The 12892-nt window shown below is 65.8% G+C and carries 13 protein-coding genes; 4 read left to right on the top strand and 9 right to left on the bottom strand.

From position 1 onward, the window contains the following. Position 1: 1 nt before the first annotated feature. Complete coding sequence (locus AArc1_RS05915; RefSeq protein WP_117363498.1) at positions 2-787, bottom strand: SDR family NAD(P)-dependent oxidoreductase; 786 nt, start codon at positions 785-787, stop codon at positions 2-4. Between the two features lie 192 nt (positions 788-979). Between AArc1_RS05915 and AArc1_RS05920 the strand changes: the two genes are divergently transcribed. Then, a complete protein-coding gene (locus AArc1_RS05920; protein WP_117363499.1) occupies positions 980-2149 on the top strand; it encodes a thiolase family protein in 1170 nt (389 codons plus the stop codon). Positions 2150-2229: 80 nt separating this feature from the next. After that, on the top strand, positions 2230-3405 hold the full coding sequence (locus tag AArc1_RS05925) for a CaiB/BaiF CoA transferase family protein (RefSeq protein ID WP_117363500.1): 1176 nt from the start codon (positions 2230-2232) through the stop codon (positions 3403-3405). Positions 3406-3543: 138 nt separating this feature from the next. Here the strand turns inward: AArc1_RS05925 and AArc1_RS05930 are convergent, their stop codons facing one another. After that, positions 3544-4062 (bottom strand): gamma carbonic anhydrase family protein, encoded by a 519-nt coding sequence (locus AArc1_RS05930; protein ID WP_117363501.1) that lies wholly within the window; start codon positions 4060-4062, stop codon positions 3544-3546. Between the two features lie 281 nt (positions 4063-4343). On the opposite strand from AArc1_RS05930, the gene AArc1_RS05935 reads away from it, so the two are divergent. Next, positions 4344-5687, top strand: coding sequence for an aminotransferase family protein (locus tag AArc1_RS05935; RefSeq protein WP_117363502.1), 1344 nt, complete (start codon positions 4344-4346; stop codon positions 5685-5687). An 18-nt stretch (positions 5688-5705) separates the two neighbouring features. Here the strand turns inward: AArc1_RS05935 and thrC are convergent, their stop codons facing one another. The 7 genes from thrC to AArc1_RS05970 all read right to left on the bottom strand — a co-directional run bounded on the left by thrC (position 5706) and on the right by AArc1_RS05970 (position 11213). Then, positions 5706-6890 carry a threonine synthase gene (gene thrC, locus AArc1_RS05940; protein ID WP_117363503.1) on the bottom strand — a complete coding sequence of 395 codons (1185 nt, stop codon included), beginning with the start codon at positions 6888-6890 and terminating at the stop codon, positions 5706-5708. 61 nt (positions 6891-6951) lie between these two features. Then, positions 6952-7188 (bottom strand): hypothetical protein, encoded by a 237-nt coding sequence (locus AArc1_RS05945; RefSeq protein ID WP_117363504.1) that lies wholly within the window; start codon positions 7186-7188, stop codon positions 6952-6954. Between the two features lie 105 nt (positions 7189-7293). Continuing rightward, the gene (locus AArc1_RS05950) at positions 7294-8115 is read right to left on the bottom strand and encodes a fumarylacetoacetate hydrolase family protein (RefSeq protein WP_117363505.1); all 822 of its coding nucleotides are present in this window, start codon (positions 8113-8115) and stop codon (positions 7294-7296) included. Between the two features lie 2 nt (positions 8116-8117). Then, positions 8118-8468 carry a cupin domain-containing protein gene (locus AArc1_RS05955; RefSeq protein ID WP_117363506.1) on the bottom strand — a complete coding sequence of 117 codons (351 nt, stop codon included), beginning with the start codon at positions 8466-8468 and terminating at the stop codon, positions 8118-8120. Then, positions 8465-9253 carry an SDR family oxidoreductase gene (locus AArc1_RS05960; RefSeq protein ID WP_117363507.1) on the bottom strand — a complete coding sequence of 263 codons (789 nt, stop codon included), beginning with the start codon at positions 9251-9253 and terminating at the stop codon, positions 8465-8467. The genes AArc1_RS05955 and AArc1_RS05960 overlap by 4 nt, the downstream gene beginning before the upstream one ends. Before the next feature lie 77 nt (positions 9254-9330). Continuing rightward, positions 9331-9843, bottom strand: coding sequence for an Lrp/AsnC family transcriptional regulator (locus tag AArc1_RS05965; RefSeq protein ID WP_117363508.1), 513 nt, complete (start codon positions 9841-9843; stop codon positions 9331-9333). Positions 9844-9905: 62 nt separating this feature from the next. Next, complete coding sequence (locus tag AArc1_RS05970; protein ID WP_117363509.1) at positions 9906-11213, bottom strand: aminotransferase family protein; 1308 nt, start codon at positions 11211-11213, stop codon at positions 9906-9908. A 174-nt stretch (positions 11214-11387) separates the two neighbouring features. Here AArc1_RS05970 and AArc1_RS05975 point away from each other — a divergent pair, with 174 nt between their 5' ends. Next, positions 11388-12869 (top strand): CoA-acylating methylmalonate-semialdehyde dehydrogenase, encoded by a 1482-nt coding sequence (locus AArc1_RS05975; protein WP_117363510.1) that lies wholly within the window; start codon positions 11388-11390, stop codon positions 12867-12869. The last annotated feature ends 23 nt before the right edge of the window (positions 12870-12892 follow it).

Here is a 12892-nt window from a genome sequence, read left to right on the forward strand (position 1 = left end):
GCTAGAAGCTAAACAGATCGACGCCGCCCGTGACGCCGACGATCTGGCCGGTGACGTACGAGGCCTGCTCCGAGCAGAGATACGCGACCATGTTGGCGACGTCGTCTTCGGTGCCGAGGTGGCGCATCGGCGTCGCTTCGGCGATTCGGGCGAAGTACTCGTCGACGTGCTCGCGCAGTTCGTCCGGGCTCATCTCTGCCCACGCGTCGACGACGATGTTCGGCGCGATGACGTTCGAGGTGACGCCAGCCTGGGCACCCTCGAGCGCCATCGTCCGTCCGAGGCCGATCATCGCGGCCTTCGTCGCCGAGTACGAGAGCTGGCCGAAGCCGCCGTACCAGCCGGCCATCGAGGACATGGTGACGACCCGGCCCCAGCCGCGCTCGCACATCTGCGGGAACACCTCTCGACTGATGTTGTACGTCCCGGTCTGGTTGATCGCTACGTCGCGGTCCCAGAGGTCGTCGTCGTAGTCGGCGAGTCGCGACCGGGCGTCGACCATCGCAGCGTTGTTGACCAGAATGTCGACGCCGCCGAAGCGCTCGCGGACGGCGGCCATCGAGTCGGTTACGTCCTCGCGATCGGTCAGGTCGCACTCGAGAGCCATCGCTGCCCCACCGCCGGCGGTCTCCTCGATTTCCCCGGCGACCTGTTGGGCTCCGTCGGCGTCGACGTCGAGGACGACGACGTTCGCGCCCTCTTCGGCCAGGATTCGACAGTCTGCGCTCCCGATACGGCCAGCGCCGCCCGTGACGACGGCGGTCCGGTCGGTGATCCCGAGATCCATCGCCGATTCGGTTGAACGCGTTGACAGTTAGTTCTTTGGCAGCTATCGACACACATGCGAGAAACCCAGAAGTTGCCTTGTAGCCTGCAAGCGATGCGATCGTTTCCCAGCCTACGACGGGCTCGAGAGAGTATCCGGCCGCCTCCGGCTTCCCAACAGCTATGTTTTCCGTTGGCATAGCTCCGTCCAGCAATGAACTCCGCAGTCATCGTCGACGCCGTCCGAACGCCGTTTGGCAAGCGCAGCGGCTCGTTTAGCGACACGCACCCACAGGACCTCGCAGCCGAACCGTTACGCGCACTCGAGGAGCGCAACGGCTTCGACCCCGAGACGATCGAAGACGTCATCTACGGATGTGTGACGCCGATCGACGAGCAGGGGCTGAACATCGGCCGACTCGCGCCGATGATCGCCGGCTGGGGCGACGGCGTTCCCGGCGTCCAGCTCAACCGGATGTGTGGGTCCGGCCAGCAGGCAGTTAATTTCGCCGCAACGAACGTGATGGCCGGCCAGCACGACGTCCTCGTCGCCGGTGGCGTCGAGCACATGACCCGCGTTCCGATGGGGTCGGATGGGGCCGACGGTATCGATGGCTCGAGCACCGTCAGCGAGACCTACTTCGAACAGTTCGACGAGTTGACCCACCAGGGCGAAGGGGCCGAACGGATCGCCGAGGAGTACGGCTTCTCCCGATCGGAACTCGACGAACTCGCCGTCGACTCCCAGCGCCGCTGGAAGGCCGCCTGGGACGACGACCGGTACGACGACCAGGTCGTTCCCGTCGAGACGGAACTCGACGGCGAATCCGTCGTCGTCGAGCGCGACGAACACCCTCGTCCCGGAACCGACCTCGAGACGCTCGAGTCGTTACCACTGTCGTTCCGTCCGGAAGGCGAAGGCGTCCACCACCCCGGCAACTCGTCGGGAATTGTCGACGGCGCGAGCGCCCTGTTGATCGCGAGCGAGGAGGCCGCCGAGGCCCACGGCTGGGAGCCGATGGCTCGCATCGTCCAGACCGAGGTCGTCGGCGTCGACCCGATCACGATGCTCACGGGGCCGATTCCCGCGACCGAGCAGGTCCTCGAGAAGGCCGACATGGACCTCGAGGAGATCGACCTGTTCGAGGTCAACGAGGCCTTCGCGTCCGTCGTCGCCGCCTGGCTCGAGGAGACCGGCGTCTCCTGGGAGGACGTCAACGTCAACGGCGGCGCGATCGCCCACGGCCACCCGCTCGGCGCGACCGGTGCGATGTTGCTGACGAAACTGGCCCACGAACTCGAGCGAACGGGTGTCGACACCGCCCTCTCGACGATGTGCATCGGCTTCGGTCAGGGGATCGCGACGATCATCGAGCGCGTGTAAGCGGGACTCGAGTCAGCGACCACTCGTCGGCGGATTCGGCGACCCCCACGGTAAAGTACCGGTGTGACCATGCTCGCCGTATGCGATTAGATGGCATACGCGTGCTCGACCTCACGCGGCTGTTGCCCGGCCCGTACGCGACGCAGTTGCTCGCCGATTCCGGGGCTGAGGTCGTGAAGGTAGAAGACACCGGCGCTGGCGACTACGCACGGCACATGGAGCCATACACCTCACGAGACGTCGGCGCGATCTTCGACGCGGTCAACCGGGGCAAACGCAGCGTCGCGATCGATCTCAAGCGAGCGGACGGACGCGAGGCGTTCTACCGCCTCGTCGAGGACGCAGACGTCGTCTTCGAGGGGTTTCGCCCGGGCGTCGTCGACCGCCTCGAGATCGACTACGAGACGCTCACTGCGTACAACGACGACCTCGTCTACTGCTCGCTGTCGGGGTACGGCCAGGACGGCCCCTGGGCCGACCGGGTCGGCCACGATTTGAACTACGTCGCGGTCGCCGGCCTCCTCGATATGACCAGGGAGTCCGCAGACGCGAAACCCCAGGTCCCCGGCTACCCGATCGGCGACATGGCCAGCGGGCTGTTCGCCGCGTTCGCTATCGTCGGCGCGCTGCTCTCGCGCGAACTCGGCACCACCGGCGGCGAGTACGTCGACGTCGCGGTGACCGACGTGGTCGCCTCGTTCTCCCAGGCCGTCGCAACGCAGGCGTTCACCGGCGACCCCGAAACGCCACGACCGGGTGAAACGCCGCTTTCCGGCGCGTTGCCCTGGTACGACGTTTACCGGACCGACGACGACGAATGGATAACGCTCGCCGCACTCGAGCCGAAGTTCTGGCGAGCGTTCTGTGAGGCCGTCGACCGGGAGGACTTACTCGACGCTCACGGCTCGAGCGATCCCGACGTCCGTGCCGCGTTGCGCGCCGAACTGGACGATCTGTTCGCCTCCCGAACGCGCGAGGAGTGGGCGGCCCGCCTCGAGTCCGTCGACGCCGCCGTCGGGGCCGTCTACTCCCCTGCTGAGATGGTCGAGCACCCACAGCTGTGCGCCCGCGATCTATTTGAACGATCGCCCGAGGCACCTCCGCGAGTTGGGTTTCCGGCCCGCTCGAGCGAGCCGTCGGCGACTGACGACGAGTCCGTGCCGGCCCAGGGTGAACACACGCGCGAGTACCTCACCAGCGCGGGCTACGACGAGGAGACGATCGACGCCCTCCTCGAGGACGACGTCGTTCGCTGATCGGTCGTCGGCCACTTCTCGATCAATAAGCCTGTAGACAAAACTCTTGAGCTGTCATTACTAGTACATTAACCAGAGCGTGGCCGCTCGAAACCATGGCCCACTCGACCAGTGGGGACCGTGCATCCGACCCAGTGACTACTCGAACAACTCGCCGTGGCGCTGGGCGAGGTTGGTGTAGTCGCCCGAAGAAAACTCCTCGAAGATCGCCTCGGGGTCGATCGTCGTCTCCTCGAGTGGGGTGATCTCTGCGGGCACGCCGCGAACGAACGACTCGGCTGGAATGTCGTACTCATCGGGGATGACCGTTCCTGCAGCGACGACGGTTCCGGACCCGATCGTGGCACCGGTGTTCACCGTCGCGTTGAAGCCGACGAGCGTCCCTGCCTCGACGGTCGCCTCGTTGAGGACGACGCCATGGCCGACCATCACTCGTTCCTCGAGCGTCGAGGCGTGGACTGTGGCGTTGTCGCCGACGTGGGTCTGACGGCCAATTCGGACCGGACCGATGTCACCCCGGAGGACGACCCCCGGCCAGACGCTCGCTTCCGCGGCGATCTCGACGTCGCCGACCAGGACCGCCTCGCGACTCACTTCGGCTGATTCGTCGATCGTCGGGTCCGTTCCCTCGAACGTGTAGGTTCGGCTGTCGACCATATTCGACCGGTCCACGACCGGCCAGATAACAGTAGTTCACGAGAACGTGAACGTCGGTTAGGTGGCCGCTCGCGGAGGAGTGATGTGGTGGCCGCAACGATGCCGTATTTGTTTTCTCCACATTATTATCGTTAGGTTGTCAATTGGTCCTATTTCCGAAGCCGACCGGCCGGCTTCGACTCGAGTAAGAGAGTTCGGTCTTCCCCTCGGGCGATACGTTCTGTCGACGATCGGTGTGGATCCGAGAAAGTTTTATCAGACAGGCTACCGCTGCGAGTGGCATGGAGCGTCAGAACAGTGTCTTCTACAAGTGGGGCGGCGGGCTCGAGCCCGACTTCCCCGAGATCGTGCGGGCGTACGACGAGTTCCTGGTCACCGCGGACGGTCGCGAACTCGTCGACGCGGCCGCGGGTGCCGCGGTGGTCAACCTCGGTCACTCCGTTCCGGGACTCGGGGACGTCGTCGCTGACCAGTTAGCCGATATTTCGTACCTCAGTCTCTCACACTTCACCAACGAAGCTCCCGAACGACTCGCCGACCAGTTAACGGAGCGGGCGCCGGGCGACCTGAACGCCGCCTTCTTCGTCAACTCCGGGAGCGAAGCCAACGAGTCCGCGTTCAAGCTCGCTCGAGCCTACCACCGCGAGCGCGGCGACGAGGGCAAACACAAGATCGTCGGCCACTGGCAGTCCTACCACGGAGCGACCCTCGGCGCACTCTCGGCATCCGGGAACACCTCGAGACGGACGGCCTACGAGCCACAACTGCACGGCTGGCCACACATCCCGCCAGCGTATCCCTACCGGTGGGCGTACGACGGCGCGCCGGAAGAGCAAGCGATCGCCGCAGCGCGGGAACTCGAGACGACGATCAAACAGGAGGGCCCGGAGACCGTCGCAGCCTTCGTCGCCGAGCCGGTATCGGGCTCGAGCGTTCCCGCCGCACATCCCCACGCGGCGTACTACCAGGAAGTACGACGGATCTGTGACGACTACGACGTGCTGTTCATCGCCGACGAGATCATGACCGGATTCGGCCGGACGGGGCCGCTGTTCGCCGTCGAACGCTTCGACGTCGTGCCGGACGTGCTGACCGTCGGAAAGGGACTCTCCGCGGGCTACACCCCGATCAGTGGAGCGCTCGTCCGTGACGCGATCGCCGAGACGTTCACAGCCGACGGCGACGCCTCGTTCGATCACGGCCACACGTACACCGGAAACCCGCTGTCGGCGGCGATCGCCTCGCACGTCATAGAGCGCTACACTGACTCGGTGCTCGAGACGGGCCGCGAACGCGGCCGGCAACTCGTCGACGCGCTCGAGCCGCTTCGGGACCACCCCATGGTCGGCGAGATCCGCCACGCTGGCGCGATGATCGGCCTCGAGTTCGTCGCCGACCGAGCGACGAAAGAACCGTTCGATCCCGACCTGGAGGTCTCCCGTCGTGTCTACGACCACGCGATGGACCGGGGCGTCTACACGTATCCGGGATCGGGATCGGTCGACGGCGTCGCGGGCGACCACCTCATGCTCTCCCCGCCGCTGACGATCGGCGAGGACACCGTCGAAACCGTCGCCAGCGTGGTGGTCGACGCCGTTGAGACCGTCGCCGACGAAGTGCAGTGAGAGCACCGCAGGCGGCGATCAGCGGTCGACGACCGATTCGACTTCGTCGGCGAGTGCCTCGAGCGCGATCGTCCTCGTCCGCGCGTCGACGTCGGTGTCGAAGCGTTCCTTGTAGCCCGACCCAGTGAGGATCGTCACGACCTCCTCGTCGGCGTCGATCTCGCCGTCTCGAGCCAGTGCCCGGACGCCGGCGAGGGCGACGGCGCTCGAGGGTTCGACGGAGAGGCCCGCGGTCGTCGCGAGCAGGGCCATGGCGTCGCGGGTCTCGTCGTCGGTGACGGAGACGGCCGCGCCGCCAGTGTCTCTGACGGCGGAGAGCGTGCGGGTCCCACTCGGCGGGTCGCTGTTGGCGATCGAGACGGCGATGGTGTCGCCGCCGTCGACGGGCGTCACCTCGTCGCGACCCTCGCGGAACGCCGTCGCGATCGGATCGCAGGCGGCCGCCTGAACGACGTAGAGTCGTGGGGGGTCGTCGATCAGGCCCGCCGTCTCGAGTTCGCGGAGTGCCTTCCAGACGCCACTGGCCTGTCCGCCGCTGCTGACCGGCAGGGCGATGGCGTCCGGGACGTCCGGCGCGAACGCCTCGAGGATCTCGTAGGCGACCGTCTTCTGACCGGCGACCCGCAGCGGCGTATCGGAGTTGACGAACCTCACGTCGGTCTCGAGTGCGAGTGTGTCGGCGTACAGCTGGCCGTAGTGGCCCTCGACGCGGAAAATGTGTGGCTCGTGACGGGCCATCAACTCGAGTCGCTCGGCGGGCGTGTCGGTCGGGACGAAGACGGCACAGTCGAGGCCGGCGGCCGCGGCGTACGCGCTCGTGCTCAGCGCCATGTTGCCGTGGGAGACGGTGCCGATCCAGTCGGTGCCCGCCTCGAGCGCGTAGCCGACGCCGACCGCTGTGCCGCGATCTTTGAAACTCCCCGTCGGGTTCTGGCCCTCGACTTTCACCGAGAGCCGGCAGCCGACGTCCGCGTCGAGCCCTTCGGCTCGGTGGAGTGGCGTTCCTCCGGGAGCGACGCCGGGGCCGCTCGAGACCGGAAGTACGTCCCGGTAGCGCCACATCCCCTCTGCTGTGTCGCCGTCGGGCCACTCGAAGTTGGCGGCGTCGACGTTGAACCAGCGCGGTTCGCCACATACACATCTTTTTCCGTCCTCGAGCGCAGCCGTCCTCCCACAGTCGTAACACCGGAGTGAGGTGGTCATCTACGGGAACGCTCTCGTCGGAGCGACAAAACCGTTCGTTCGTGCGACGTGCGTCCGACGATCACCCGCGTGGGATGCTGAGGTCGCCCGCCCCTTTCACGACGAAGACGTAGATCATGACCCCGACTCCGATGAGGACGCCACCGCCGACGGCGACGGCGATTCCGAGGGTCTCGTCCACCTGGAGGACGGAGAACACGACGAGCGTAAACGTCGCGTACAGGAGTGCGAGGACGACCCCGAACCGAAACCACCCCCGTTCCACTTGCACGGCCGCCGGATCCCCGTCGGGTTGCATGCGTGGACCGACGTAGGGGCCGACGCTACCTGTAGCTTACCCGCCCGGCAATGGGTCGGTCGGGCCGCCGTGATGGCGAAAACGGAACCGGGTCGGCGTAACCGATCACCGAACGACCGGGGCGTCGACCGAGCCGATCCGTTCGACGCTCGCGCGAACGTGATCACCCGGTTCGATCGGTTCGGCACCCGGCGTCCCCGTGCTGAAGAGGTCACCCGGCTCGAGGGTCATCACGCCCGAGTGGAACGAGACGATCTCTGCCGGCGGGAACAGCATGTTTCTGATCTCGTTTTCGGCCGCCACCTCATCGTCGACGATCGTCCGGACCGAAAGCTCCTCGAGTGGGAGTGGCTCCTCGGGGACGGCGATCGACGGCCCGACGACGAGAAACGAGTCGAAGCTCTTCGCTCGCGTCAGGAATCGCGGATTGCGCTGGAGGATGTCTTCGGCGGTCATGTCGATGACCGGCAGGTACCCCGCAACGACGTCGTCGACTGCCGCCTCGTCGACGTTTCGGCAGGTCCGGCCCATCACGACCGCGAGTTCGGCTTCGGCCGTGACGCGTTCGCTCCGGTCGGTCGGGGGGAGCCTGATCGGCCCGCCCGGCCCCGTCACGACGGATGGTGGCTTCATGAAACTCGCTGGCTCCTCGGGGCGCTGTTCGTCTAGATCGCCCGCGTGTTCCTCGTAGTTCAGGCCGATCCCCCAGAGCTTGCCGAAGCGCTCGAGCGGCGGGCCGAATCGGACGTGTTCGGCCTCGAGACGGTCGGCGGTGGCGTCTTCGGGGTCAGGAAGGGTCCCCGCTGCGGCCCGTGGCAGGGCGTCGCGGACGGTCTCGAGGTCGAGGTCGGCGGCAGCGAGCGGGACGAACCCCTCGTCGTCGCCGAGGAGGGCGGTCCCGTCGATCGTGCGTGCCAGACGTTTCATGCTCAGTCGTCCCGATCCGTCCAGAAGTCGAACGACCGGCCGGGCGCGAAGACGTCGAGGCCGACCGCACGTTCGTCACCGGTGTTTTCGACTTTGTGGGGTTCGTCGGACTCGAGGAGGACCGAATCGTACTGCTCGAGCGTGACCGACTCGCCGTCCTCGGTGGTGACCGTCAGCTCGCCCTGCAGGCAGAGACAGACCTGCTCGTTCTCGTGATGGTGCATCGGGGAGCTGTGGCCTGGGGGCTTCTCGAACCACTCGAAGGAAAACTGGTCGCTGCCGGCGAGCGCACGTCGCTGCCAGCCCTCGTCTGGCTCGTACGTCTCGGCGTCGTCGAAGTCGACGGGCTTCATAGGTTCGCCCCCGTCGAGCCGCCGTCGATCAGGATGCTCTCGCCGTTGATGAACCCGGAGGCCGGCGAGGAGAGGAAGGCAACGGTGTTACCGAGTTCCATCGGATCGCCGACGCGCTCGAGTGGGTTGCCGGCCCAGTCGGCCAGCCCCTCCTCGTAGGAGTCATAGTCGCCGCGGTCGACCGCCTGATTCACCAGGCTCTCGATGCGGGCAGTCTCGTGTGGGCCGGGAAGGACGGCGTTCGTCCGGACGTCGGGGGCGAACTCCTTCGAGAGCGTCTTCTCTAAGCCGATGACGCTCATCCGGACCGAGTTCGAGAGGACGAGGCTGTCGATGGCTTCCTTGACGCTGCGGGAGGTGATGTTGACGATCGTCCCGTGGTCGCTTGCTTTGAGGTGGGGTTCGGCCTCGCGGGCGAGGCGAACGACGCTCATGACGAGCAGGTCGTAGGCGTGATACCAGTCGTCGTCGTCGGTCTCGAGGAACGGGCCAGAGGGCGGGCCGCCCGCGCTGGTCACGAGGTGGTCGAGGCCGCCGAACTCGTCGACGGTCGTCTCGACCAGCGTCTCGATGTCGTCCTCGTCGGTGAGGTCACCCGATTGGGCGACCACATCGCCCGTCGCGACCGCTTCGATCTCCGCTTTTGCCTCCGCGAGTCGCGCTTCGTCGCGTCCGTTGATGACGACGTTGACCCCTTCGCGCGCGAGCGCTTTGGCCGACGCCTTCCCCAGGCCGCTCGAGGATGCCGTTACCAACGCCGTGTTGCCGTCGATCTGTAGATCCATTTCGTTCGTACACCCCGAGGAAAAGGCCAAAAAGGTTGCCGTTTCGGTAACCGCGTGGGGGGTCCGCACCGATCGTATCACTCCTCGATGAGATTCGCGATCATCTCGTCGGACATGGCGGCGACCGTCTCACCGCCGGTTTTCAGCTCCTTCATGACGAACGTCGAGGAGGTCTCGTTGACGCCGTCGATACTGACGATTTCGTCGATGAGGGCGTTGAGTTGCTCGCGATTCTGGACCCGCGAGAGCACGACGAAGTCGACGTCGCCCATCGTGTAGTAGACCTGGACAGTGCCGTCGATCTCGGTGAGTTCGGTGCCGATCTCGTCGGCGTAGCCGGACTCGTGGACGACGGACACCTCGGTGATGACCAGCGTGGTGAGTCCGAGCGCGAGCGGATCGACGTCGGCCGAGACGGCAGTGATGACGCCAGCGTCTTTGAGCTTGTTCAGACGATAGTGGACGGCCGACTTCGAGAGGTCGAGTTCGGCAGCGAGCTCGGTGAGGTTCACGTCGTCGTCGCGCTCGACGCGCCGCAAGAGCGCGAGGTCCGTCTCGTCTACGTCGACGTCCGTTCGTTCGTCGTCCATGTGTAGCGATCGGTGGCTGGGTACGTAACGGTCACGTCCGAGGTCCGTCCCCGGCGAGTTGGTCAGTCGAACACGGCCGCGATAGCCTCGCTTACCGCGTCGACGGCCGTCGTAACGTCGTCCTCGTCGGCGACGAGCGGTGGCGAGAGCACGATCTGGGTCTTGGGTCGCCCGCCACCGAGGAGGACGCCCCGGTCGGCCGCCTCACCGAGGACGTCGACCACCGGGTTGTGGCCGTCTTCGACCCACGGGTTCATGAACGGCTCACCGGTCTCCGGATCGGTAAACTCGACCGCCCAGTGGAACCCTCGGCCGCGAACGGTGCCGACGGCCTCGTGTTCGTCCTCGAGTGCGGCCAGTGCCGACTCGAACGTCGGCTCGACGGCCCGGACGTTCTCGATGAGGCCGTCTTCGTACGCCTCGAGTGCGGCGTTTCCGGCCGCACAGGCGACGGGGTGGCCGCCGAACGTCTGGCCGATCGGGAAACCGTCCTCCCGCAGCGAGTGGGTGATCTCGGGGCGAGCGAGAACGCCAGCCAACGGTGCGTAGCCGCTCGTGACTGCCTTGGCGAACGTCATCATGTCGGGTTCGACGCCCTCGGTATCGATGCCGAACCACTCGCCACAGCGGCCGAAGCCGGCAATGACCTCGTCAGAGATCAACAGCACGTCGTACTCGTCACAGAGTTCTCGAACGCGCTCGAAGTACCCCGGCGGCGCGGTGTAGGCCCCGCTCGTTCCGCCGATCGGTTCGGTCAGGATCGCCGCCACGCTGTCGGGTCCCTCGTTTCGAATAACGTACTCGAGGTGGTTCGCCGCCTGTTCGGCGAGTTCCTCGGGCGTTTCGGCCTCGAACGGCGAGCGATGGGTCAACGGTGGCAAGAACTTCACTACACCCGTCGTCGCGGCGTGGGATTCGACGGCGTTTCGCGTCTCGGGATCGCCGGTCAGCGCGCCCGCCGCGTACGTCGAGCCGTGATAGGACTGGTAGCGGGTGAGGATCTTCGAGGCACCGGTGTACTCGCGAGCGAACTGGATTGCGAGTTCGTTCGCCTCGCTGCCCGTCACCGAGAACACCACGTCCGAGAGCGGATCGGGAGCGACGTCGACGAGACGATCCGCGAGTTCGGCCCGGACGGGCGTCCGTTTCGACGGCGAGACGTACTGTACGCGCTCGAGTTGCTCGGTCATTGCATCGACGATCGCTCGGTTGCCGTGGCCGGCGTTGACACAGTACAGCTGTGAGAGGAAATCGAGGTACTGAGTACCCTCGTCGTCGGTTACGGTGACGCCGTCGCCGTCTCTGATCGAGATCGGCGGGCGCTCCGGTGCGTACCAGTGTGGAATGGTTGCATCGTCGGAACCTGCCATGGTACTCGACACCTCGAGCCGAGGGTCAATAATGTTTTTCCAGATGGGAATAGAAACCATTATAATTCGACCAGATAACGATTCTATCGAACCAGTTTCAACTGTACTCCGAATTCGTATAACTATGGTCGAAAAGTCCGAACGCTTATTTCGAGCCTCGGTGTACCACATCGCATGGTCCAGCGAGAACCGCTTTCGACGGGCGAAACAGTACGGAACTACGTCGACGGCGCCTGGGAACGGCCCGACGGCGAGACGGAACACGAGGTGGTCGATCCGGCAACCGGCGAGGCGCTCGCGACGATCCCCTACAGCTCCGCGGCCGACGTCGACCGCGCCGTCGAGTCCGGCCACGAGGCGTTCCTCGAGTGGCGCTCCCGACCGGTCGAGGAACGTATCCAGCCGCTGTTCGAACTGAAGGGGCTGCTCGAAGAGCATCAGGAGGAACTCGCAGAGATACTCGTCAGGGATCACGGGAAGACGCTCGCGGAAGCCCGTGGGGAACTACGCCGGGGGATCGAGAACGTCGAGGTAGCCTGCGGGATGCCGTCGATGATCCAGGGCGGGACGGTGGCCAACGCCGCACCGGAGATCGACGAACGGGCGATTCGTGAACCGCTCGGCGTCTTCACGGCGATTACACCGTTCAACTTCCCCGGCATGATCCCCCTGTGGTTTCTGCCATATGCCGTCGCGACCGGCAACAGCTTCGTCCTGAAACCCAGCGAGCAGGACCCACTGGTCCCCCTGAAACTCTTCGAACTGATCGACGAGGCCGGTTTTCCAGACGGCGTCGTCCAGCTCGTCAACGGCGGTCCCGACACGGCCGCCGCGCTCATCGAGCACGACGACGTCGTCGGCGTCTCGTTCGTCGGGAGTACGCCCATTGCAAAGCACGTCTACGAGACCGCCGCCGCGAACGGCAAGCGCGTCCAGGCTCAGGGCGGCGCGAAGAACCACGTTATCGTCACCGAGACCGCCGACCTCGCGTTCGCGGCCGAACAGACGGTCAGTTCGTCGTTCGCCTGTGGGGGCGAGCGCTGTCTCGCGAACGACGTCGCGCTCGTCGAGGCCTCGGTGTACGACGAGTTCGCCGACCTGGTGCTCGAGGAAGCCCGTACCCAGACGGTCGGCTACGGTCTCGACGAGGAGACCGATATCGGGGCACTCATCACACCGGATCACGAAGGGCGGGTCCGCGAGTACGTCGAGAGCGGAATCGACGAGGGGGCCGAACTTCTGCTCGACGGCCGTGACGTCGCTGTCGAGGGCTACGAGGACGGAAACTTCCTCGGGCCGACCGTCTTCGGCGACGTGAGCCCCGAGATGCGCATCGTTCGCGAGGAGATCTTCGGGCCGGTGCTCGGTCTCGCGCCCGTTGACGGCATCGACGAGGCGATCGAGACGATGAACCGGAGCGACTTCGGAAACGCCGCGAGCCTGTTTACCGGCAGCGGGGCCGACGCCCGCGCGTTCAGACACCGAGCCGAAGCCGGCAACCTCGGCGTCAACGTCGGGACGGCCGCGCCGATGGCCTTCTTCCACTTCGGCGGCCGGAAGGACTCGTTCTTCGGCGACCTCCACGCACAGGGCCAAGACGCGATTCAGTTCTACACCGACGAGACGATCTACCTCGAGCGCTGGCCGGACCGCTGAGTTCCGGAGTGTGAAGCCGTGTT

This window comes from Natrarchaeobaculum sulfurireducens (assembly GCF_003430825.1).
Taxonomy (GTDB): domain Archaea; phylum Halobacteriota; class Halobacteria; order Halobacteriales; family Natrialbaceae; genus Natrarchaeobaculum; species Natrarchaeobaculum sulfurireducens.

Bases quoted from the DNA above. Each gene is read 5' to 3' on its own strand.
- AArc1_RS05915 (WP_117363498.1), bottom strand. From the start codon at position 787: ATGGATCTCGGGATCACCGACCGGACCGCCGTCGTCACGGGCGGCGCT.
- AArc1_RS05920 (WP_117363499.1), top strand. From the start codon at position 980: ATGAACTCCGCAGTCATCGTCGACGCCGTCCGAACGCCGTTTGGCAAG.
- AArc1_RS05925 (WP_117363500.1), top strand. From the start codon at position 2,230: ATGCGATTAGATGGCATACGCGTGCTCGACCTCACGCGGCTGTTGCCC.
- AArc1_RS05930 (WP_117363501.1), bottom strand. From the start codon at position 4,062: ATGGTCGACAGCCGAACCTACACGTTCGAGGGAACGGACCCGACGATC.
- AArc1_RS05935 (WP_117363502.1), top strand. From the start codon at position 4,344: ATGGAGCGTCAGAACAGTGTCTTCTACAAGTGGGGCGGCGGGCTCGAG.
- thrC (WP_117363503.1), bottom strand. From the start codon at position 6,890: ATGACCACCTCACTCCGGTGTTACGACTGTGGGAGGACGGCTGCGCTC.
- AArc1_RS05945 (WP_117363504.1), bottom strand. From the start codon at position 7,188: ATGCAACCCGACGGGGATCCGGCGGCCGTGCAAGTGGAACGGGGGTGG.
- AArc1_RS05950 (WP_117363505.1), bottom strand. From the start codon at position 8,115: ATGAAACGTCTGGCACGCACGATCGACGGGACCGCCCTCCTCGGCGAC.
- AArc1_RS05955 (WP_117363506.1), bottom strand. From the start codon at position 8,468: ATGAAGCCCGTCGACTTCGACGACGCCGAGACGTACGAGCCAGACGAG.
- AArc1_RS05960 (WP_117363507.1), bottom strand. From the start codon at position 9,253: ATGGATCTACAGATCGACGGCAACACGGCGTTGGTAACGGCATCCTCG.
- AArc1_RS05965 (WP_117363508.1), bottom strand. From the start codon at position 9,843: ATGGACGACGAACGAACGGACGTCGACGTAGACGAGACGGACCTCGCG.
- AArc1_RS05970 (WP_117363509.1), bottom strand. From the start codon at position 11,213: ATGGCAGGTTCCGACGATGCAACCATTCCACACTGGTACGCACCGGAG.
- AArc1_RS05975 (WP_117363510.1), top strand. From the start codon at position 11,388: ATGGTCCAGCGAGAACCGCTTTCGACGGGCGAAACAGTACGGAACTAC.